Genomic DNA, 20,603 nt, shown 5'->3' with positions numbered 1-20,603 from the left:
CCGAGAGGGATCACTGTCCTGGCCCTCAGAATCCCGGCGGCTTCTCTGCGGCCACGCCAAAGCTGCGTTCAAGCGCCATACCTGCGCGCACCATCGTGCCCTCATCAAACAGGCGCCCGATGAGCGTGACACCATGAGGCACGCGTCGTGGAGGCGAGAACTTTGGCAGCGGATGCGCGGGATCGGGAGCCCAATCGCTGCGTGCTTCCGACACCTCGACGAATCCTGCGCGGAATGTAAGCGAAGGGTGTCCAGTGAAGTTCGTGATCGTGAGCATCTCATCCCGCAGTGATGGCACGAGAAGCAGATCGACTTGCGCCATCACCCGCTCCATCTCGCGCGCAACCTTGCGGCGAAAGCGGTCGGTCTGAACGAAATCGACGGCAGACAAGAAGCGTGACTGGCGGAAGAGATTCGGCCAGGCATCGGGCACCTGCATTTTGAGTTCGTCGACCTTATGGCTCAACGTAAGGTCTTCGAACGAGGCAGCTGCTTCGGCGAATAAGACGAGATCGAGCGAATCGTAGGGCCAGTCGGGAATCGAGACTTCGACAGGTACCATTCCGACTTTCTTTACCGTTTCCAGGGCTGCGCGGTCTACTTCAGTCGCAGGCGTCTCACTCATCCATTTTGGGAAGTAGCCGACGCGCAGGCCTTTCACCGGCGCACCGGCCTCGAAATCGAGCTTGCTGGGAACGCTGGAGAGGTCTCCCGGGTCGGGACCCGAGATCGCGTGCAGCACCAGCATCGTATCTTCCACATATCGGGCCATGGGACCGAGTTTGTCGAGCGACCAGCAGAGCGTCATTGCGCCCGTCCTCGGCACGCGGCCGTAAGTAGGACGCAGTCCCGTAATTCCGCAGCGCATGCTGGGCGAGACAATGCTGCCGCCAGTCTCACTGCCAATGGCGAATGCCACCAGCCCCGCTGAGGTAGCAGCTCCAGGACCCGCGCTCGATCCGGAGGAGCCTTCTTCGAGCAACCACGGATTCATCGTCTGGCCGCCGAACCAGATGTCGTTCAGCGCAAGTGCGCCGAGGCTCAGCTTTGCAACCAGCACCGCTCCCGCATCGTTGAGTCGTTTTACGACCGCCGCATTGGCTTGCGGAACGCGGTCCCGAAATGGTTCTGCCCCGTAGGTAGTGCGGATACCTGCGGTATCGACCAGGTCCTTCGCTCCCCATGGAATTCCATGCAGCGGCCCTCGATATTTGCCGCCGGCGATTTCCGCGTCGGCTTTGCGCGCCTGCTCAAGTGCCAGATCGGGAGTGAGCGTGATTACGCAGCGCAGCTTAGGGTCAAATTTCTTCAGCCGATCGAGGTAGAGCTGGGTTAGCCGCTCCGACGTGAGGCGACGCGTTTCAATCCACCGCGCCAGATGCGTGACTGGCGAGAATGCAATGTCTTCATCGTTTGCCGGCAGCGGTCCCGGATCGGGACGACTCCATGTGAACCGGTTCTGCTCCGGTCCGTGGTGCTCTCCCGGCAGCACCGGATTCCAATTTGAGTATGGAGCGAGCGTCGGTTCCAGTTCGACCTTGCGCGGTCCGGTCCTACGTTCATAGATCGGCGCCATCGCGCTGCGCCAATTGCCTGCTGCTTCGGCGCGCTCGGCAGAAGTCATCTGCACTTGTACCAGCTTTTCGGCTTCTGCGAATGTCTCCGGCGTGACCTCCGGTCCTACCGCTGGCGCGGTACCGAAGGCCGGCGGCGCTCCCGGCGGCTGATCGGCTGTTTGCTGCGATTGCGCCTGCGCTCCCACGGTCGCAGCCAAAATGCCAAGTGACGTTCGCGATATAAATCGTCTTCGATCCACGCGCGCTCCTTTTTCTCGAACGCACGTTTGTAGCACATCGGGACGAATGTGGCAGCAGAGCTGTTTTCCCTCAGGACATAGACCAAAGGTTGGTATTTTTACGGGAATGTCGCGAGCTTTGAAGGAGCATTTCATAGCTGCCGGACCGTGAGATAATCGCCTGCGCAGGACAGCCATGCTCGATCCGTTCAGCCCCGGAAATGTCGTGATTGTCACCCTGAATATGCCGCGGGAAAAATTCTGGGGGAGTATTCTCGCCCTTACTCCTGCGGGCGCAAGCCTGCGCGGGATCGATCTGAACTCACTCGACGATTTCGCCCGGCAAATTCGTGCAGGCGACGAAGTGCACGCTAATCTTGTGTTCTTCCCGATGCACCGTATCGAACGCATCGAGAGCGATGCAAGAAACGGCGAAATTCCCTCCCTGCAGGAACGGTTTGAGAGTAAAGCCGGTCGATCACTCGCTTCTCTACATCGTCTGGACTAATCAGAAGTAAACGCTCAACCCTTCGGGCTTGATCATGTTCTTCCCTTTCAGCTAAATCACAGACGCGAGTCCTAACGTCAATATAAGAGCGACCACGGAGATGATGGTCTCGCATACGGACCAGCTCTTGATCGTCTGCGCGACGCTCATGTTGAAGTACTCCTTCACCAGCCAGAAGCCGCCGTCATTTACGTGAGAGAAGATCAGCGAGCCTGCTCCGGTGGCGATGGTGAGCAGTTCGGGCCGCACTCCAGTGTGGACGGCGATCGGTGCAATGATCGCGGCGGCCATCGACATTGCAACCGTTGCCGATCCGGTTGCGAGCCGCACTAACGCAGCCACCAGCCATGCAGAGAAGAGGATTGAGATATGTGCGCGCAGAGCGAGCTCGACGATCGCCTGCGAGGTTCCGCTGTCCTGAAGTATGCGCCCGAGGCCTCCGCCCGCACCAACCAGAAGAGTGATCGTGGCAGTCGGCGCCAGGCACTGATCGGTAAATTTCAAAATTGCTTGCCGCGAGAAACCACGCATTGTTCCCAAGGTGACGAAGCTCACGACGGTGGCGATGAGCAGAGCCATGTCGGCTCCGCCGAGCATGTGCAGAACTTCATTGAATTTGGTACGCGGAGTGGACAGGATATCTGCCCAGCTTCCGATGAGCATCAGCACTATCGGAAGCAAAATCGTCCCGACGGTAATTCCGAAACTGGGAAGATCCGTTCTGGGATTCTCCTCCAGGAACTGCTCGGCGATCGGGTTGTACTCGTCTAGGTGAATGCGCGGAGCGATCACCTTTGCGTACAGTGGGCCAGCGATTATTGCGGTGGGAATACCGATCAACATCGCATAGAAGATCGTGCGACCGATGTCGGCGTTGTACGTTGTAACGGCGAGCATTGCTGCCGGATGCGGTGGAACAAGGCCATGTACAACGGAGAGCCCGGTGACCATCGGCAGGCCGATCATGATGAGCGAAGTTCCGGTCCGACGAGCCACGTTGAATGCGATGGGAACGAGCAGCACGAATCCCACTTCGAAAAACACAGGCAAGCCGACGATCAATCCAATGATGACCATCGCCCATGGCACGCGTTTCTCGCCAAAGACGCGAATCATGGTTTGCGCGATTTGGTCCGCGCCACCAGATTCTGCCATCATCTTTCCAATCATTGTTCCCAGAGCGACGATGATGGCGATGTGTCCGAGAATTCCCCCCACCCCGTTCTCGAATGACTTCACAATCGTCTGCAGCGGCATTCCGCTCGCACCTGCGAGCACCAGCGAGATCGTCATGAGCGCGATGAAGGGATTAATTTTGAACCGCGCGATCAGAACTATGAGCGCGATGATCGCGGCGAGCGCCAAAACTAGCAGATAGGCACCGTGATGGTCGGTCATAGAAAATGGCGAAGCTTCATGTTTCGCTCAAGTCTTACTGGCGGTTCAGCTCTTGCCTGGGCTACTGCGCTTTAAGAATCGACCTGCGCGGCTCCCTGTGGCATTCCCATTCTGGTACGACAAGATGCCGTTGACCCAGACGGCTTCTATGCCAACGGCAGCCCTCACGGGATCGGAAAAGGTCGCAGTATCCCGCACCGTGTCAGGATCGAACAATACAAGGTCAGCGCAGAAGCCCTCGCGAATGCGCCCGCGGTCATTGAATCCGAAGCGCTCAGCAGGCAGGCTGGTCATTTTGCGGACCGCTTCGCTCAGCGCGAACAGCTTCTCTTCGCGGGCATACTTTCCCAACACGCGAGGGAAGGTTCCCCACAATCGCGGATGCGGACGCGGGTCGCTGGGCAGGCCATCTGAGCCGATCATGGTTGCGGGGTGTCGCAGGATGCTGCGCATATCGCTTTCTGCAATACAGTGATACACCGCTCCAGCGGGCTGCAGACGACGCGCCGCGTCCAGTTGAGCGATTTTCCACTCCTGCGCAATCGCGTCGAGATTCCTTCCAGCCATCTCGGGATGCGGATCGGACCATGTGATTGTGATCTTCACGCGTTCATCGACCTGGCGAAGATCGAGCGTGCTCGAACTGGCCGCATAGGGATAACAATCGCAGCCGATCGGCTGCTCCGATCGCGCACGATCAAGTGCAGCAAGCAGTTCCGGGCTGCGGTTCCAGTTATCGACGCCCGCGCATTTGAGATGAGAGACCACGACGGGTGCTCCGACTTTTTTGCCAATGCGGCAAGCTTCATCAAATGCCGAGAGCACCGCGTCAGTTTCGCTGCGCAGATGCGTGGCGTAGATGGCGGCTGCGGCGGTGAGAGTCTGCGCGAGACCTATTACTTCCTCCGTGGAAGCCGAATTTGCCGAGAGATAAGCCAATCCAGTGCTCAGACCAAGAGCTCCGTTTTCGAGAGCGTCGCGCAATTCCTGCTTCATCTTCTCGATTTCGTGAGCACTGGCGACTCGATCGAGACGGTCAAGATGGTTGTTGCGAAGCGTGGTGTGACCGACCAGCGAGGCGACGTTCAGAGCCGGTCTCGCCAATTCAAGCGCTCTCACGTAGTCGGAGAATTTGTGATACCGAAACTCACTTGCCTGCCCGAGCAGGTTCATTGGGTCCGGAAAACCATGCTTGAGCGTGGCTGGTCCGGCACTGATTCCGCAGTTGCCGGTTACGACGGTAGTCACGCCTTGCGACAGTTTCGGAAACATCTGCGGGCTGCGGAGGAGATAGAGATCATCGTGCGTGTGCACGTCGATAAAGCCCGGTGCCAGCGCGTGCCCCCGACCGTCGATGACTTTTGTTGCTGTGCATGAATTCCGGCCGACTGCTCCGATCCTGTCACCGCAGACGGCAACACTGCCGCGGTACGGCTCTGAGCCAGTACCGCCAACAATGCTGACGTTTTCGATCAGCAGATCGCAGTTCATGAGTGTTGAACTGCAACGATATCACTGTGGTGAAGAGAGGAGAACTTCTGGGAAGCGGGCGGTTAGAAGTCAGCGATTCATGTTGGTTGCGCGGCGATATTTTCCGTGCAGCCAGATGAGAATGCCTATCGCAGCCACCTCGAGTGGACCAGATTTCAGGTATACCGCCGTGAATCCTTGAGCAATATCGTGGGCGACGTAGGTCCCGTGATACACGGCCCAGCCGACGCCTGCGGCGGAGATCAAAGGACCAACTTGTTCTTCAAGATAGGCTTTCATGGGGTTAAAAACCGACCGACAGGATTCTATGCGCTGCGGCATGGCACGCAAGATTACCTCGGTCACATCTTCGACCCACCGCGTATAATCTGCTCTTTTCCCCATCTTCATGCTTCGTCCCCAACTCAAAGAATTTGAAGAGCTCTCACGCACTTCGACCCTGGTTCCCGTCGTCAAGACGATCATGGCCGATCTGCTCACGCCGGTTTCCGCTTTCCTGAGCATCGCGCGGGGTGAGCCAGAGGCTTTCCTTTTGGAATCGGTGGAGGGAGGCGAGCGCATCGGACGCTACACGTTTCTTGGAGTGCGTCCTTATATGGTGCTTGAGGCGCGCGGGGAGCAGATCAGTATCCGCAAGGGTCGAAACGTCGAACGCAGCAGAGGCAAGGTCTTCGAAACCATTTCGAGACTTCTGCAGGAACACCGTGTCGCTACGCTTCCGGATTTGCCTCCATTTAGCTGCGGAGCCGTCGGGTTCATCGCCTATGACGCCGTTCGACAGCTCGAGAAGTTGCCGGAAAAAGCGCGTGATGATCTGAAGGCTCCAGACTGCTTCCTGATGTTTTTCGATCGCGTACTGGCGTTCGATCATCTCCGGAAACAGATTCACATCATCGCGGTTGCCGAAGTTCGAAGCGGATCACCGAAGCAGGCATACGAGAGGGCGCAGCGCGATATTGCAGCGCTCGAACGAAAGCTTGTGCGCGGGATTAGTGCGGCAAACCGTGCTCGGCCGCGCAAGGAAGATTACAAGCTCAAGGAAACCACCGGTCGTAGCGCGTTTCTGAAAAGCATTCTCAAAGCCAAGGACTACATTCGCGCCGGCGACGCTTTTCAGATCGTACTTTCACAGCGCATGGAGCTCGAGCCTGGAGTACCTCCGTTCGAGATCTATCGCGCGCTGCGCATGATCAACCCATCCCCATATCTCTATTTTCTGCAGAGTCGAAAGTTCCAGGTGCTCGGGTCGTCGCCGGAGATGCTGGTACGTGTCACCGGACGCAAGTTGGAATATCGTCCCATTGCGGGAACGCGTCCTCGCAGTTCCGATCCGGAAGAGGATCGTCGTTGGCAGCAGGAGCTGCGCGAAGACGAGAAAGAGCGTGCAGAACACGTAATGCTGGTCGATCTCGGACGCAATGACCTGGGGCGCGTGAGCGAATACGGCAGCGTGCAGGTGAAGGATTTCATGTTCGTGGAGCGCTATTCGCACGTGATGCATCTGGTCTCAGCCATTGAAGGGAAGCTGCGACCCGATTATCACGCGATCGACGCTTTTGCAGCCGCCTTTCCGGCTGGAACGCTGAGTGGCGCTCCAAAAGTTCGCGCGATGGAGATCATCGAGGAACTCGAGCCAGTGCGACGAGGCATATATGGCGGAGCCGTGCTGTACGCCGATTTCGCCGGCAATCTCGATTCCTGCATCGCCATCCGCACGATGTGGGTGCAAGGCAGGCGGGCCTATCTCCAGGCAGGCGCTGGCATCGTCGCCGATTCCATTCCCGAAACGGAATACCAGGAATGCCTGAACAAAGCCAAAGCGCTGCTGCGCGCAGTCGGGATGGCCAGGAATTACGAATAACTAGCTTCTAAGCTCCTGAGCTTCTGAGCTGCTAAGCTAAAAAACAACGCTCCGGTCCTGGGACGATATGGCTCAGCAGCTTAGAAGCTGAGGAGCTTAGCAGCCTCTTTATGATTTTCGTTCTCGACAATTACGATTCCTTCACCTTCAATCTCGTGCAGTACATCGGTGAGACGGGAGAAGAGGTGCAGGTTCGCCGAAACGATCAGGTTACGGTCGAGGAAATACGGGAACTGCAGCCTCGCAAGATCGTCATCTCTCCTGGCCCCTGCACGCCGAACGAGGCGGGCATCACGGTTGAACTGATTCAGAAACTCGCCGGACAAGTTCCTATTTTGGGAGTATGTCTCGGGCATCAGGCCATCGGCGCAGCGTTTGGCGGACGCGTGATTCGCTCCGAGCGCATCATGCACGGCAAAACTAGCTTGGTGGAGCACGATGGGCGCACGATATTCAAAGGGCTGGACTCTCCGATGGTCGCGAATCGCTATCACTCACTGATCGTGGAAGAGAAGAGCCTTCCCGATGAACTCGAGATTTCGGCGCGCAGTGAAGAGAACGGCAGGACGGTGATCATGGGTTTGCGCCACCGAAAGCTAGCTGTCGAAGGGGTGCAGTTCCACCCGGAAAGCGTGCTGACGCCGCATGGGCCGCAGCTTATCCGAAACTTTCTCCAGTGACGCGATCTGGCGCAGCTCCCGATCAGATGAAAGCTACTCAGCCTTCAAGTTTCATGAGCTCTCCTTCTTTAGATACTTCCTCGCTCCATCAACTGTCGATTACGCAAATGAGTCAGTTCATAGGCGAGCAGAAGCTCTCGCCCGTTGAACTTCTGCGCGCGCATTATGCGCGAATTGAGCGGCTGAACCCGAAGCTGAATGCATTCATTGAACTCCGGCAAGAAGCTGCTCTCGCCGAGGCGCGGGCTGCGGAAAAGGCGGTGGCGCGTAACGCGAAATTACGTCCATTGCACGGAATCCCAATCAGCATTAAGAGTTCGATTGCTGTTGCCGGATTGAAATTCGAATGCGGCAGCCCAACGCGCACCCGCATCATTGCGAGCGAAGACGCTGTTCTGGTGCAGCGGCTCAAGCAGGCCGGAGCCATCATTTTGGGAAATACGAATGTTCCTGAAATGCTCATGGCTTATGAAACGAATAATCCGCTGTATGGACGAACGAACAGCGCGTGGGAGCTCTCGCGCACTCCCGGCGGGTCCAGCGGTGGGGAAGCCGCAGCGATTTCTGCAGGATTATCAGCTGCGGGCATTGGTAGCGATGGTGGCGGCTCCATCCGCGTCCCAGCGCATTTCAGCGGAATCTGCGGACTGAAACCTACTCCGGGCCGCATTCCCATTACGGGACACTGGCCCGAGAGCCGCGGGCCATTTGCTTTGCTCGGCGTCGTAGGTCCGATGGCACGCAGGGTCGAAGATCTGGAAATCATCTTTCGCGTGATCGCCGGATTTGACGCCGGCGATCCTATGGCTTCCCCCGTCCCTTTAGCTGAAGTTTCCCAGGAGGAACTGCCGCGAATCACGATTGGATATTTCGAGGAGCATCCATCCGCTCCTGTTACGCCGGAAACCAAGGCCGCTGTTCACACCGCCATCGCGTTCCTGCAGAACTCAGGATTTCGGGTGAAGCCCTTTTTGCCCGATATCCTCGACGACGCTCGCGAGCATTGGTGGACACTGTTCGTTCGACTCGCTGCCGAGCTGCTCACCCCGCAGTTCAAAGGTCGCGAAGACGAAATCAGCACCATCCTCACCTACTCTGATCGTCCGCCGACGAAAGAAGATTTGCTATCAGCATGGTTCCGACGCGACGAACTGCGGCTCCGTCTGATGCGTGAGATGAATGACATTCCTGTTCTGATTTGCCCGGTGTGTTCGGTTCCGGCGTTCCGTCATGGAGAGCGCGAGTGGCGGATCGGCGGCCGGAGTGTCTCTTACATGGACGCAATGAGCTACACGCAGTGGTTCAATCTGCTTGGCAATCCGGCAGTGGTGGTGCCCGTTGGAGTCTCTCCCGAAGGACTGCCTATCGGCGTGCAAGTTGTCGGGCAGCCGAACAGCGAGGAGTTAATTCTGAAGGTCGCGCGTGCTCTGGAGAAAGCTGTCGGGCCGTCGCGAATGGCGCCCGCTCTCCTGGAATGACTCTGTACGTGTTCATACCTGACTACAAGAATTGAAGGCAACCTCTCGCACGCGTCCCACTACCCAAGCATGGGAGGAAGAAGAAATGCGTGCACCAAAACTGAGCAGCATAGGGTTATTCGCGGGCGGCGCTATCGTAGGCGCCAGACTGATGTACCTCTTTGATCCAGACCGCGGCCGCTCTCGCCGAGTGCGCCTGCGCGACAAAGCCGTCCGAGCATTCCATCTGCTTCGCCGCGAAGGGAACAAGCAAATTCGCAACGCCGGCAATCATGTGATTGGACGCCTCTACGAGCTGCGTTCATCCATTCGCGATCGTTCGCATGAAGTCTCAGACGACATTCTCCTCGACCGTGTTCGCGCGCAACTGGGACGCGATGTCCGACACCTGCGCATGCTCGATTTTCGGGTTGAGGACGGCTGTGTAGTGGTCGAAGGCCCAGCCCTGCGAGGAGAAGCCCATAGAATTCGTGAGCGCCTGCAGAAGACGCGCGGAGTGCGCGACTGCGACGTGCGCGTGCACGAAGTGCATCAGGAAGAGCTGGAGCGCTTGTCTGGTCGGCGCGGTACTCAGCCGCAGCGCATGGCCATGTAGAAAAGCAAATCCTTCGATAGATCTCGCGGTTGACGATTTCGCCGATGTGCTCTGCGCGTCAGGATCGCGGAATCGTCATCGTTCACCTCGGATAGCTGTACTTGTACTCGCTCACGCCATTCCCAGATTGGTACCGCGAGTTGTATTCGAGTAAATAGTCAAGCGAAGCTTTGTTCAATGGATACTCCGATCGCGGCGGAGCCGGATACGTGCCCATGCTGTGGAATGGCAGCGGAGCCACGGTGAACGCATCGGCTGCGTAGAAATCCATGTCTTTCACGAACCCGTTCGCATAGAACAGATAATCGCGTTTCCAGCCTGCGGGTACTGGCGGCAAGCTCGCGACGTCGAAGTCCATCATGACCTCCTCGCCCGAGCCAAAGATTACGAACTTGTCGTCGGCTGCTTTGAGCAGCGGCAGCACATCCCCGTACTTCGTGTATGAGCCGATGTGACGCGCGTAGGGCCCAGTGAGACTCACGTTGTCATACGTGTAGTTCAGATCACCGGGAAACCGGCTTTCGTCTGCGCGGGGATAACCGTGAAAATGCAGGCGTGCCGCTGCGAGAGAAGCTTCGTGAATCTGCAGGTTCGTTTCGGGAACACTATTATCGATCAGGACCTGATCCCAGTAAATCTGAAGATTGGTGACGATACGAATCCTGCGCGTGCCCGGCTTTAGTTTTCCGGTCAGGTCGACAGTGATGGTGCGTGGTAGACCTGCGGGAAATCCCATGTCGTCGATGACGCGCTGCCACTTTCCGCCTGGCAGTTGAGCTTCCAGATACGGAGGCTGCACGCTGATGTTGGCCTGGCTCGCCGCATACATTGAATTCGCGGTGAAGTACTCGGTGAATCCATCAAGCAGCAGATGCAACGGATGCGCGGGATCCCAGTCGCCGATGTCGAGCACGAGTCCATGCGGCTCGGCGAAGCCGGCAAAATGCAGCAACTTGAATCCGGTCACGTAGTGGTGATCGTGGGTAAGCAGCGCAGGGAGAACATCGTGTCCACCATCGTCCCAGGCGCCCACGGGCAGATGCGGATGTCGCGCTGTGATGATCTTGAAATCAGGAAAGGGAGGATTCGCGACGAAGCGCTCATTGGGATAGATGTCAACATCGGCAGGATGATCGACAGCTAAGAGCCGCGCCTGATCCAGATAATTGACCTCCTCCATCGGCTCAGCAAAAGTAAAGCTCAACCGTCCGTCGCGTGGCTGCACGCGATCGCCATCTACCTTGATGTATTCGTCTGGATCGGGAAGATCGCGCTCGTGCGGCGCAACCCAATGTCCGAAGACCGCGGCCCCGATCACGTCGCTAATCATTTCGTAAGTTTTCCCAGTCCAGGCAAAGAGCACCGGACACGAACTGCCGCGCCGATCAATTTCGAGCAATTCATGCGGCTCGTTCGCTGCGAGATCGATTTCATCTTGATAAACGCCGGATGGCCACAACAGGCGAACGACATCCGCGCGAGTCTCTCGCCCGAGTCCAGCGATGATCTCTGACGGTCCTTGCGCGAGATATCCGCTACTGCCGGCAAGCTCCCACTTCTGCTGCATCTCTCCGGCGAAAACCGTCACCTTAGTGCCGAAGGCGCTTTTATTGTCGTTCAGACCTTTGAGATCGATGCGAAAGGAGTGGTTCTTGTTTCCGCCTTCGTTGTGCAGCGCAATCACGGATCCCTCAGCTTGTGTGATGAGCAGGTCGGTAGCTCCATCGCCATCTATGTCGGCCGCTGCCAGCGCACCCGGCTGATCGAGCTTGATTTTGTCGAGACCGACGGCGGAAGTAACGTCCTCGAATCCCTTGGGCCCAATGTTGCGAAAAAGCCGAATCTCGTAGCCCTGATCTGTTCGTCCAATGGCAGCTAAATCGATCCAGCCGTCGTTGTCGTAGTCGAACGCAGCGAGTCCGGTAGCTCCCTTCCAGTTCACATCAGGAAGTTGAGCTTGCTCAAACCCCCTGCCGCTAACGTTGCGCCAAAGCGTCAGCCCCGGAGGGTGGTCATGGGTGAAGGCAAGATCCATCCATCCATCTTTGTTGAAGTCGAGGGCAGTAACCCCTAAGGAATTTTGCGGCATGGTTGAGGGCCATGGAGTTTCCTTTTTGAAAGCACCTTCGCGCTGGTTTAGATGGAGGCTGGGAGAATTTCGCAACGAGGTAAGAACCAGATCGATCGCACGATCGTTGTTTACATCGCTGGCCAGCGCCATACCCAAACCATCGCCCTGCATTGCTGTTTCTTTTGTCACATCAGTAAAAGTGCCATCACCGTTATTGCGAAGCAAAATGTTCTCATCAATCGGCGGTCCCAAAGTCGCACCCGTGACTATCAAACCCTTTGAGCTGTCCAGCTGTGTCCGCGTGACATATAGATCAAGATCGCCGTCGTGATCGTAGTCGACGAAGGTAACCGCCATTGGCGACCAGAGGAGAGTCTTTCGGGTTGTCTCTTGCGCCGCATCGACGTGCGCAATTTTGGTCTTGTCGCTAAATTTGCCGCCATCGTTGTGCAGCAACACAACGCCTTTCTCTAATGTAGTTAGCGCGATATCCGGCTTGCCGTCGTTGTCGTAATCGCCAACAGCGCACCCGATGGCGCCCCGCATGCCGCCGATATCATCCAGCCCGGCAGCTTTCGTCGCATCCTCGAACTTCCCATTCTCACGATTCAGAAACAAAGCCACGGGGTGCACTCCGTTCGCTAGAAGAATGTCCGGCTTCCCATCCTGGTCGATGTCATAAACACAAATTCCCGGAGGGGGAAAACTCGGGGCTTTCGCACGTGCCTTCGGAGAAGGCACCGGCAGCCCCGAGTCACTGCCGAGTTCTACAAACCGGACCGGAATTGCCGGAGGAACGGCCGGCTCGCCAGGAATCACTTGAGCCAGAGACAGCGGACCCTGCTCTCCATAAATCTGGCTGATAGGCGCGCCCAGCTTTTCGCGCGTCAATTTCTGGAAGCGTTCGTAATGGGGTTTTGCCTCCGCGGTTTTGCCCTCGCGCTGCAAGGCGCGCGCGAGTCCGAACTCTGATGAGACGCTGAATGGATCGAGCTCAACTGCACGGCGAAACTCGCGCTCGGCCTCTGCGTACTTCTGCTGCTGTGCGTAAAGATCGCCGAGAAAGTAATGTGTGTTCGGATCGTTGGGCGCGAACTCGGCAGCTTTTGCAAAATCTGCGAGTGCGCGTTCTGCTTCGCCATTGTTGCGATGCAGCAATCCGAAATTGAACCAGACAGCCGGATTCTTGGGCTCAAGTTGCGCCGCCCGTTGTAGCGCTTCCTCCGCAGCGGCCACGCGCGAAAGATTCAGCAGGGCAATGCCGAGATTGAGTTGGACGGTAGCATTGTTTTTGTCGAGCGCGGCGGCTTCCTGAAACTCCTTCAAGCCCTGATCGAGCTTCTGCTGGTTCAGGTACGCGACGCCGAGATTGTTGGCGCGCATCAACTGCTGCCGTGTCGATTGCTTTTGCTGTGTTTCGAAAAAGAATGCGCTTAATAAAAGGACCGTAATAAGAAGAAGAGCGAGTGCAGGGACAGTTCGGCGCAAACGAGACCTCGTGGTGTGAGCTCAGTATAGCTAGGGCCGAAAGGCGTTTTCACCACGGAGACACGGAGTACCTTCCGTCCTCGTGTCATTCCGAACCGCCCGATTTTGGCGTTGAGGAATCCCTACCATTGCGATAGTGCAATTCGGGAATTCCGGCTTCGCGGGAGCGAAGTCCGGCTCTGTCGGTACCTGACGATTATCACAGTTCGTAGGGATTCCTCACCACCAAACACCGGTGGTTCGGAATGACAAAGGCAAGTCAAAGCTCATCACGCAAGATCCGTCGCAAGATCTTCCCTGAAGGATTTCTCGGAATTGAGTTCACGAAGCGCACTTCGCGCGGCTGCTTGTAATGCGTGAGCCGCTCGCCGACGTAGCCGCACAATTCGTCAGCGATTTTGCCATTGCCGTTGTGTCCTTCGCGCAATACCACAAATGCACACGGAATCTCGCCGGACGTCGTGTCGGCATGACCTACGATGCCGCAGTCGCGAACCAGAGGATGTTCCAGCAGAACGGCTTCGACTTCGGCCGGCGCTATGGAGAACCCTTTGTACTTGATCATCTCCTTCACGCGATCGACGATGCGATAGAAGCCATTCGCATCGACGCTGGCAATATCTCCCGACCAGTACCATCCATCGCGCAATGCTGATGCGGTCGCCTCCGGAGCCTTCCAGTAGCCGAGCATGAACTGCGGTCCGCGCATCACCAGCTCGCCATGGCACGGATCGTGACCGTTCACGAGACGGCATTCAGTTTGCGCGACCGCCTGGCCGATCGAATCGGGCATGTACAAGTCGGGCTCCACGTAGCCAAGATGCGTGACTGGAGAGGCCTCGGTCATTCCGTATCCCTGACGAATTCTGATTCCGGTCAGATTCGTGAAGCGCGACGCCAGCTCAGGCGCGAGCGGCGCCGCGCCGGACTTCACGTAGCGGACGTGGTGTTCGCGAGGAAATCTGCCCTCTTCGGCGGCCTGACAGAAGCAATTAACCAGTGGAGGCACAAGCGGCAGGAACGTTGGGTGTTCCTCGATCAGCAGACGCAAAAATCTTGCTTCATCGAAGCGCGGCAACAGAACCAACGTGCCGCCTAGGGCAAAAATGGGATTCAGTACTACGTTCAAGCCGTAGATGTGGTAGAGCGGGAGACAACACAGTGTGATGTCGCTCTGCGTGTACGTCGCCTCTTCTCCGGGCGCAAGCAATTGAAAGATGTTCGTGACGAGATTGGAGTGAGAGAGCATCACGCCTTTCGGCAATCCAGTAGTTCCGCTGGAGTAAGGCAGCGCGGCAAGGACTTCGTGTGGGCCTTCGTTGAGTGCCGGAATTCCGGCAGTTGCGGGCTGCAGTAGCTCAGAAAACTCGCTCGCGCCTGCAGCCGAGGTCCGCGTTGCGATGACTTCACGCAGTCGTGGCGATCCGCTGAGATTCATTCCACGAATCTGCGGTCCATCGGTGATCAGTGCAACCGCTTCAGAGTTTTCGAGCTGATACCGAACCTCTCGTTCGCGGTAAGACGGATTGAGCAACGTCGGGACGCAACCGGCAAACGTCGCTGCGTGATACGCAACGCAAAACTCCCAGCAGTTGTAGAGAAAAATGGCGATCACATCGCCCGGATGAAAAAGCCGGGCGAACGAAGCCGCGAGCCGCTCAACGAGTTCTCTGTACTCAGCGTAGGAAATGCGCCGCGGCGGATCGCACGAGTAATCGACAACAGCTTCTTTGCGGCCGAACTTCGCACACGCTTCAAGAACGAGCGTGTGAACAAATAGACCAGATGGATCGCGGTGCAGCTGCGTGCGGCGCGATTTCGTTATCGATGCGCTCTCCATGGGCCGTTGCAGATTGTATGCGATTTTGTCCAGGGTCTCATCCGGGATAGCAAAAGCGCGATCGAACGCCTGATCGGAAGATTGGAGCCGCTTTCGCCCGCTCTTTTCCCGCTGCTCCTTTTGTTATAATCAGACAAGTTTCTGAGCGGGAGTAACTCAGCGGTAGAGTGCGACCTTGCCAAGGTCGAAGTCGCGGGTTCAAATCCCGTCTCCCGCTCCAGTGTTCGCCCAAGGCTCCATTCACCCTCGCTGTCGGCGGGGGTTTTCGATGTTTGCCTTCCCAGGGGCGCGGTACCCAAGTGGTAAGGGAGAGGTCTGCAAAACCTTTATGCGTCGGTTCGATTCCGACCCGCGCCTCCATATCTCTTAGCAGTCAGCTGAATCCATAAAACGCTTCCACTGATCTGTTCGTCCCTGCTTGATGGACCAAACGGTCAGAAACGGTCTATGCCGATGACGCTGCAATAACACTTGTGTGAAAAGCGTTCAGAAAAATACAATTGACCTGGGCCTGCTCTGGCCAGCACAATCTCTGCGGCTCCCAAATTCAACTCCTACCGAGTTTGGGCATCCCATCTCCCAGAATTGGGAAACAACGGTGACGACCGTGGCAACAGTTCCCCGGATACCCGAAGGCGGCGAATCCTTCAAAATTGAGTTTGACCAGGAGGAGGATGGTCGCTGGATCGCGGAGATTCCCGACCTCCCCGGAGTGATGGCGTATGGAGAAACAAAGCAAGATGCAGAGGTCAAGGTTACAGCGCTGGCCTTGCGCGTTCTCGCCGATCGCACCGAGCAGGTAAAAAAGCCTCCCAAATCGATCCGCTTCCTGTGAGTTCGTGGCCCAGCAGAAAAGCTAGTCGGGTCTTCAGTGCTCTCTTGCGCATTGGGTGGACTGTTAAGAACAGAAAGGGCGGCTCTCACGTCCAGCTCGAACGGGAAGGATGGCCAGATTTCACTTGGGCATTTCACGACAAAGACGAAATCGGGCCGAAGATGCTCAGCAGAATCGCAAAGCATACCGGGCTCACGCCGAACGATCTCTGAGCCATCGCTTCCTTCTATTTTCCTGATTGCTGTGATTTGGGCGTTTGCACCTCGCTCCTGATCGGGAGTTCGGTCAGCGTCGAGGCAGGTTGATTCCGTAAGCTCGGTTACTACCTTCCTCAACCGCAAAGAAGCTCACGATAGTACCCGGCAGGCCGAAGATGAATGCCAGGCTCCGCCAAAGGATGCTCTGATGATTCTGAGCGCGCATTCCAGCAAAACTAATATTGGCAAGCACCCACATTCCTGAGATTCCCGTGTTCTGAATTTGAACCTCTGGCGTGCTGTATGTTTGTGCCCATAGAGACGTACTAAGCGTGCACACGACGAAAAACACAAGAGAATAGGCGGAACTCAATCTGGAGCGCATTTAGCACGCCCAAAATACCATACCGCCGGTTCGACTTTGCGCCCGACGGAATGCGCTGAGATCATCTCAAGTTTGGCTATTTGTAAGTCGTTGTAAAGCCAGCCTCTTTCATCCAAAGACTTCCTCCAGTGACCAAGGTCCCTCCGCGCCCTTCCGCACTTTGGTCATCTACCACGCTTCCGGCGCAGGTGGCATTGTTGAGACGCCCCCGAAGAGTACGAGTTACCAAAGTCACCGGAGGAAGTGTCCATGTTGCGCAAACGATGGCTGTACCTTGCGGCGCTGGCCGGCGCTCTTTCGTTCTGCGTCGGATATGCGCACGGTGCGCAGCCACGCATGATCGGCCCCGATGGGGGAGACGTTCGTTCGCTCTCGTACGACCCGCAGAATCCTGACCGCATTTTGCTTGGCACGAGCTCAGGGCAAATTTTCGAATCTCGCGATCGCGGCGCCTCATGGACGCGCTACGCTCACCTCGGCGACGGGCCTGACTACGTTCTCGATCACATCGTTTTCGATCCCGCTAATTCCCGCCGGCTCTATGTAGCCGCGTGGAGCATCGAGCATGAAACCGGCGAACTGTTCCGCTCCAATAATGGCGGCAAGTCGTTTGAGTCGTTGAGCGGCATGCGCGGCAAATCGATCCGCTCGTTCGCGATGGCTCCATCCAACTCCAAGATTCTGGTCGCGGGTGCGCTCGATGGCGTGTACCGCTCGCAAGATGGCGGCGATCACTGGACCCGCATTTCGCCCGAAGGCCACAAGGACATCAAGAACATCGAGTCGCTGGCGATCGATCCGAAGAATCCTGACGTGATCTACGCCGGAACCTGGCACCTCGCGTGGAAGACCGAAGACGCCGGCCAGAACTGGCGTCAGATTAAGAATGGCGTCATCGACGACTCCGATGTGTTCTCGATCATCGTCGATCCGCAGCAGCCGCAGACGGTGTATCTGAGCGCGTGCTCAGGAATTTATAAGAGCACCGACGCGGCCGATCTCTTCAAGAAGGCACAAGGGATTCCCTTTTCGGCTCGCCGCACTCGCGTTCTGAAGCAAGATCCGCAGCATGACAACGTCGTCTTCGCGGGAACCACAGAAGGCTTGTGGAAGACGGAAGACGCCGGTGCCACGTGGCATCGCGTGACTGCGCCGAACATCATCGTCAACGACGTGATGATCGATCCGCGCGATTCGACGCGCGTTCTGCTCGCGACCGACCGCAGCGGCGTTCTGCTGAGCACCAACAACTCGGCGTCGTTCAGCGCCTCGAACGAAGGCTTTGCTCATCGTCAGGTGCGCGCGCTGCTCGCCGACAACAAGAATCCGAACGTGCTCTATGCGGGCATGGTCAATGACAAAGAATTCGGCGGCGTCTTCGTCTCGCGCGATGCGGGACAGCGCTGGTCGCAGCTCAGCAGCGGTCTGAACGGACGCGACGTTTTCACGCTCGCGCAGGATGAGCGCGGCAACCTGTTCGCCGGAACCAATGCCGGCCTCTTCAAGCTGGCGACAGGCGCGCGCGAGTGGATGCGCGTAAGCCTGCCAGGCATGATGCCCAACATTCCCGATTTGGCAATCGAGGGCAACAGCCTCTTCGTTCCCACATCGTCTGGCGCGCTGCTGGTTTCGCGCGACATGGGCAAAACCTGGAACCTGCAGCACGCAGCCAAGAAAGAGCCCTTCCAGAGAGTTCGTGCCGGCAACGGCATGGTTGTAGCTTCCACCTACACCACGCTGCTGGTCTCGTCTGACGGCGGCAAGCACTTCAATGTGGAGCAGAGCCTGCCGGTAACGCTGATCACAGGCATCGCGATCGACGACAGCCAGAACATCTGGATCTCGTCGGCACAAGGCCTCTTCCGCCAGGAAAAAGGCGGAAGCTGGGAGCCGATGATGACCGACCTGCCCAAGGCCAAGATTACGTCGCTGGACTTTGACCAGCGCAGCCATCATCTGCTGGCGATCGTCGATGGCTCAAGCGAAGTCTTCGGCAGCAGCGATGGCGCCAAGTGGCACCGCATGGAAGACGCCGGTTTAGCTCTGCATCGTGCAATCCCGATGCGCGGCGGCATCCTGGCGCTGAGCCAGTACGAAGGCATCGTGAGCTTCGATAACGGCAGCCGCATGAGCGCCCGCATGGAGCAGCCCACAGGCAACCAATAAGTTTCGATCTTCACCCCTGACCGGAGAGGGCGGAATTCCCATTGTGGGTTCCGCCCAATTTTTTGGTGCAAACCGCGTTCGGCGAACTTCGCACGGCCCCGGATGAGGTTCCGGAACCTAGTGGGCGGCTGCCTGCAACACTTACAACACCATCCCCAAACTCGCAACTGCTGACGGCGAGTGCCTCAAGCGTTTAGGTGCCTTTGAATTCCTTCTCGCTGACCCAAATCACGTTAACGTAGACATCGCCTTCCTCGATGAACTTTGGGGTAAACGCTCGAAGATATGCCAAAGTCTCCGTCGCTGCTCGGGTCACAAACGAATCCCATGCCTCATTGACCTTCCGATCTACGTTCTGAAAGTAAGGCAAGCTCTGTATCGAGCTACCCTTCGCACGCCAAACCTCGGTTCCGAGGACCGCATAGCCGTGTGCGCTGAGCCATTCGACGGATCGTGCGGCGAGTGCAGGCGACCATGCCGCTTCGTTGCAGGACACAAAGGCGGCTGACGCCAGTTCAGAGGGGAATCCCGAGGGGAAACTGTTCGGCGGCAAGGGTTGATCCACGCCAAGGCACTCTACTCGAACACGACAGGTCTTTTCATCACCGACGACCCCGATTTGCGACACAGATCCGGACCTACGTCAGAACCACGCGCGAATAGCGTGTCCCCGCTCGCCCCAGAACATGTACCAGCGTCCGGCTGCTCGGACTATGGCAAGCTGGTCGGCGAGCACGACTGGTTCACGCTTCTTGCGCAAGCCGAAGCGCGATAAGAAAGAGACGGGTCTCGGCCTCCTATCTCCTCGTTCGGCAGCGTCCGCCGCCGCGAGCAGCGCCTTCCCGTACTCGACTGCTTCGTTCGGGAACTTGTGGTTCCATGCATCTGCTAGCAAAGCCTTACCAAGTACGTCCTCGCAGTCATTTAAAAATGAGCCTCGGAAACTCGTTTCATCCGCTCCATCGTATGCCCCTCCATTTGAGTATTCCGGAACTCCATCGCATTTCACGAGGCGCACGACGTAATAGCCCTCGAACTCCTTCAAGACAGCGGCGCGTTCCTCGGACGATGTTGGCTTGCGTGCTTCCAATATCCATTCGTTGGCTACGCTGTCGTGTCCGACTCGTGGTGCTCCGATGCGTTCATAACCGGGAATTGAAATCTGTTGGAATCGCGAGGTATCGGCTGACGATAGCTCCTCCTCCGAAAAAGAGCGTTCCAAAAGCTGCCGCCATTCTTGTTCGTACCCCGGCTTGGCACACCCTTCAACAATTAGGTCAAGACCCATAGGATTTCGATGTCACTGTCAACATGGATAAAGATAACAAGCGTTCTCACTCATTGTGAGCGCTATGGCGATGTAACAACTCCTTATTCAATATTTCCGTTCCGGCCTTGCATAATACCCGAATGAGTTGGGACATTTTTGTGCAAGACTTTCCTGCAAACGCCAAGACAGTGGCCGAGATTCCGAGTGACTTCAAGCCCGCCTCTATTGGAAACCGAACAATAATCATCGAAAAGATCAAGGATATTGTTCCGTCCGCGGACTTTTCTAATCCCGCCTATGGTGTTATCGACGGAATAGGATGGAGTATCGAAGTAAGCATCCCAGAAGAAGAATGTAAAGGTTTCGCCTTCCATGTGCGCGGCGGCGATACTGCGGTGGGCGTGGTTGCAGCTATTCTTCAATGTCTACGACTTCGGGCATTGGATGCGCAGACGGGAAAATTTTTCGAGGCTGGCCCACCAGCACTAGATAGTTTTTATGCGTGGCGTGATTATCGTGATCGTGTGGTGGACAAATTGGAATAA

General features: G+C 57.0%; 18 protein-coding genes and 2 tRNA genes. 11 read left to right on the top strand and 9 right to left on the bottom strand.

Annotated elements, in window-relative coordinates; genetic code table 11:
• Positions 1–25: 25 nt before the first annotated feature.
• Complete coding sequence (locus tag VFU50_05485) at positions 26–1,576, bottom strand: amidase (GenBank protein ID HEU5232289.1); 1,551 nt, start codon at positions 1,574–1,576, stop codon at positions 26–28.
• Between the two features lie 415 nt (positions 1,577–1,991).
• Here VFU50_05485 and VFU50_05480 point away from each other — a divergent pair, with 415 nt between their 5' ends.
• Positions 1,992–2,303: a hypothetical protein gene (locus VFU50_05480; GenBank protein HEU5232288.1), complete on the top strand. Its 312-nt coding sequence runs from the start codon at positions 1,992–1,994 to the stop codon at positions 2,301–2,303.
• A 51-nt stretch (positions 2,304–2,354) separates the two neighbouring features.
• On the opposite strand, the gene VFU50_05475 is transcribed toward VFU50_05480, so the two are convergent.
• The 3 genes from VFU50_05475 to VFU50_05465 form a co-directional block, all read right to left on the bottom strand.
• Positions 2,355–3,701 carry a gluconate:H+ symporter gene (locus VFU50_05475; GenBank protein HEU5232287.1) on the bottom strand — a complete coding sequence of 449 codons (1,347 nt, stop codon included), beginning with the start codon at positions 3,699–3,701 and terminating at the stop codon, positions 2,355–2,357.
• Positions 3,702–3,746: 45 nt separating this feature from the next.
• Complete coding sequence (locus VFU50_05470; GenBank protein ID HEU5232286.1) at positions 3,747–5,192, bottom strand: D-aminoacylase; 1,446 nt, start codon at positions 5,190–5,192, stop codon at positions 3,747–3,749.
• Positions 5,193–5,261: 69 nt separating this feature from the next.
• Entirely contained in the window at positions 5,262–5,471 is a 210-nt protein-coding gene (locus tag VFU50_05465) for a hypothetical protein (protein ID HEU5232285.1), read from the bottom strand.
• Between the two features lie 109 nt (positions 5,472–5,580).
• Between VFU50_05465 and trpE the strand changes: the two genes are divergently transcribed.
• The 4 genes from trpE to VFU50_05445 all read left to right on the top strand — a co-directional run bounded on the left by trpE (position 5,581) and on the right by VFU50_05445 (position 9,806).
• Positions 5,581–7,053 carry an anthranilate synthase component I gene (gene trpE, locus VFU50_05460; GenBank protein ID HEU5232284.1) on the top strand — a complete coding sequence of 491 codons (1,473 nt, stop codon included), beginning with the start codon at positions 5,581–5,583 and terminating at the stop codon, positions 7,051–7,053.
• Between the two features lie 110 nt (positions 7,054–7,163).
• Positions 7,164–7,733, top strand: coding sequence for an aminodeoxychorismate/anthranilate synthase component II (locus tag VFU50_05455; protein ID HEU5232283.1), 570 nt, complete (start codon positions 7,164–7,166; stop codon positions 7,731–7,733).
• 107 nt (positions 7,734–7,840) lie between these two features.
• A complete protein-coding gene (locus VFU50_05450) occupies positions 7,841–9,211 on the top strand; it encodes an amidase (GenBank protein ID HEU5232282.1) in 1,371 nt (456 codons plus the stop codon).
• Positions 9,212–9,296: 85 nt separating this feature from the next.
• Entirely contained in the window at positions 9,297–9,806 is a 510-nt protein-coding gene (locus VFU50_05445; GenBank protein ID HEU5232281.1) for a hypothetical protein, read from the top strand.
• 82 nt (positions 9,807–9,888) lie between these two features.
• Here the strand turns inward: VFU50_05445 and VFU50_05440 are convergent, their stop codons facing one another.
• Together VFU50_05440 and VFU50_05435 are read right to left on the bottom strand one after the other, a co-directional pair.
• The gene (locus VFU50_05440) at positions 9,889–13,260 is read right to left on the bottom strand and encodes an FG-GAP-like repeat-containing protein (GenBank protein HEU5232280.1); all 3,372 of its coding nucleotides are present in this window, start codon (positions 13,258–13,260) and stop codon (positions 9,889–9,891) included.
• A 364-nt stretch (positions 13,261–13,624) separates the two neighbouring features.
• Positions 13,625–15,205, bottom strand: a complete 1,581-nt coding sequence (locus tag VFU50_05435) for a class I adenylate-forming enzyme family protein (protein ID HEU5232279.1) — start codon at positions 15,203–15,205, stop codon at positions 13,625–13,627.
• Between the two features lie 145 nt (positions 15,206–15,350).
• Here VFU50_05435 and VFU50_05430 point away from each other — a divergent pair.
• The 4 genes from VFU50_05430 (at position 15,351) to VFU50_05415 (ending at position 16,252) form a co-directional block, all read left to right on the top strand.
• A tRNA-Gly gene (locus VFU50_05430) sits at positions 15,351–15,425 on the top strand.
• A 65-nt stretch (positions 15,426–15,490) separates the two neighbouring features.
• Positions 15,491–15,565: transfer RNA gene (locus tag VFU50_05425), tRNA-Cys, on the top strand.
• A 247-nt stretch (positions 15,566–15,812) separates the two neighbouring features.
• Entirely contained in the window at positions 15,813–16,040 is a 228-nt protein-coding gene (locus VFU50_05420) for a type II toxin-antitoxin system HicB family antitoxin (protein HEU5232278.1), read from the top strand.
• The gene (locus VFU50_05415; GenBank protein ID HEU5232277.1) at positions 16,037–16,252 is read left to right on the top strand and encodes a type II toxin-antitoxin system HicA family toxin; all 216 of its coding nucleotides are present in this window, start codon (positions 16,037–16,039) and stop codon (positions 16,250–16,252) included. The genes VFU50_05420 and VFU50_05415 overlap by 4 nt, the downstream gene beginning before the upstream one ends.
• Positions 16,253–16,325: 73 nt before the next feature.
• On the opposite strand, the gene VFU50_05410 is transcribed toward VFU50_05415, so the two are convergent.
• Positions 16,326–16,622 (bottom strand): hypothetical protein, encoded by a 297-nt coding sequence (locus VFU50_05410; protein HEU5232276.1) that lies wholly within the window; start codon positions 16,620–16,622, stop codon positions 16,326–16,328.
• A gap of 249 nt (positions 16,623–16,871) precedes the next feature.
• Between VFU50_05410 and VFU50_05405 the strand changes: the two genes are divergently transcribed.
• Positions 16,872–18,788, top strand: coding sequence for a YCF48-related protein (locus VFU50_05405; GenBank protein HEU5232275.1), 1,917 nt, complete (start codon positions 16,872–16,874; stop codon positions 18,786–18,788).
• Positions 18,789–18,981: 193 nt separating this feature from the next.
• On the opposite strand, the gene VFU50_05400 is transcribed toward VFU50_05405, so the two are convergent.
• Positions 18,982–19,353 (bottom strand): hypothetical protein, encoded by a 372-nt coding sequence (locus tag VFU50_05400; GenBank protein HEU5232274.1) that lies wholly within the window; start codon positions 19,351–19,353, stop codon positions 18,982–18,984.
• Positions 19,354–19,431: 78 nt separating this feature from the next.
• Positions 19,432–20,076 (bottom strand): hypothetical protein, encoded by a 645-nt coding sequence (locus VFU50_05395; protein ID HEU5232273.1) that lies wholly within the window; start codon positions 20,074–20,076, stop codon positions 19,432–19,434.
• Positions 20,077–20,198: 122 nt separating this feature from the next.
• Here VFU50_05395 and VFU50_05390 point away from each other — a divergent pair, with 122 nt between their 5' ends.
• Complete coding sequence (locus VFU50_05390; protein ID HEU5232272.1) at positions 20,199–20,603, top strand: hypothetical protein; 405 nt, start codon at positions 20,199–20,201, stop codon at positions 20,601–20,603.

The sequence above is a fragment of the Terriglobales bacterium genome (assembly GCA_035764005.1).
Lineage (GTDB): Bacteria > Acidobacteriota > Terriglobia > Terriglobales > Acidobacteriaceae > Gp1-AA112.
This window is presented reverse-complemented; position numbering and strand designations above follow the sequence as displayed.

Coding starts and splice junctions, on each gene's coding strand:
- VFU50_05455 (HEU5232283.1), top strand. CDS start 7,164: ATGATTTTCGTTCTCGACAATTACGATTCCTTCACCTTCAATCTCGTG.
- VFU50_05405 (HEU5232275.1), top strand. CDS start 16,872: ATGTTGCGCAAACGATGGCTGTACCTTGCGGCGCTGGCCGGCGCTCTT.
- VFU50_05475 (HEU5232287.1), bottom strand. CDS start 3,701: ATGACCGACCATCACGGTGCCTATCTGCTAGTTTTGGCGCTCGCCGCG.
- VFU50_05445 (HEU5232281.1), top strand. CDS start 9,297: ATGCGTGCACCAAAACTGAGCAGCATAGGGTTATTCGCGGGCGGCGCT.
- VFU50_05480 (HEU5232288.1), top strand. CDS start 1,992: ATGCTCGATCCGTTCAGCCCCGGAAATGTCGTGATTGTCACCCTGAAT.
- VFU50_05465 (HEU5232285.1), bottom strand. CDS start 5,471: ATGAAAGCCTATCTTGAAGAACAAGTTGGTCCTTTGATCTCCGCCGCA.
- VFU50_05390 (HEU5232272.1), top strand. CDS start 20,199: ATGAGTTGGGACATTTTTGTGCAAGACTTTCCTGCAAACGCCAAGACA.
- trpE (HEU5232284.1), top strand. CDS start 5,581: ATGCTTCGTCCCCAACTCAAAGAATTTGAAGAGCTCTCACGCACTTCG.
- VFU50_05435 (HEU5232279.1), bottom strand. CDS start 15,205: ATGGAGAGCGCATCGATAACGAAATCGCGCCGCACGCAGCTGCACCGC.
- VFU50_05440 (HEU5232280.1), bottom strand. CDS start 13,260: ATGCGCGCCAACAATCTCGGCGTCGCGTACCTGAACCAGCAGAAGCTC.
- VFU50_05485 (HEU5232289.1), bottom strand. CDS start 1,576: ATGGCGCCGATCTATGAACGTAGGACCGGACCGCGCAAGGTCGAACTG.
- VFU50_05395 (HEU5232273.1), bottom strand. CDS start 20,076: ATGGGTCTTGACCTAATTGTTGAAGGGTGTGCCAAGCCGGGGTACGAA.
- VFU50_05450 (HEU5232282.1), top strand. CDS start 7,841: ATGAGTCAGTTCATAGGCGAGCAGAAGCTCTCGCCCGTTGAACTTCTG.
- VFU50_05470 (HEU5232286.1), bottom strand. CDS start 5,192: ATGAACTGCGATCTGCTGATCGAAAACGTCAGCATTGTTGGCGGTACT.
- VFU50_05410 (HEU5232276.1), bottom strand. CDS start 16,622: ATGCGCTCCAGATTGAGTTCCGCCTATTCTCTTGTGTTTTTCGTCGTG.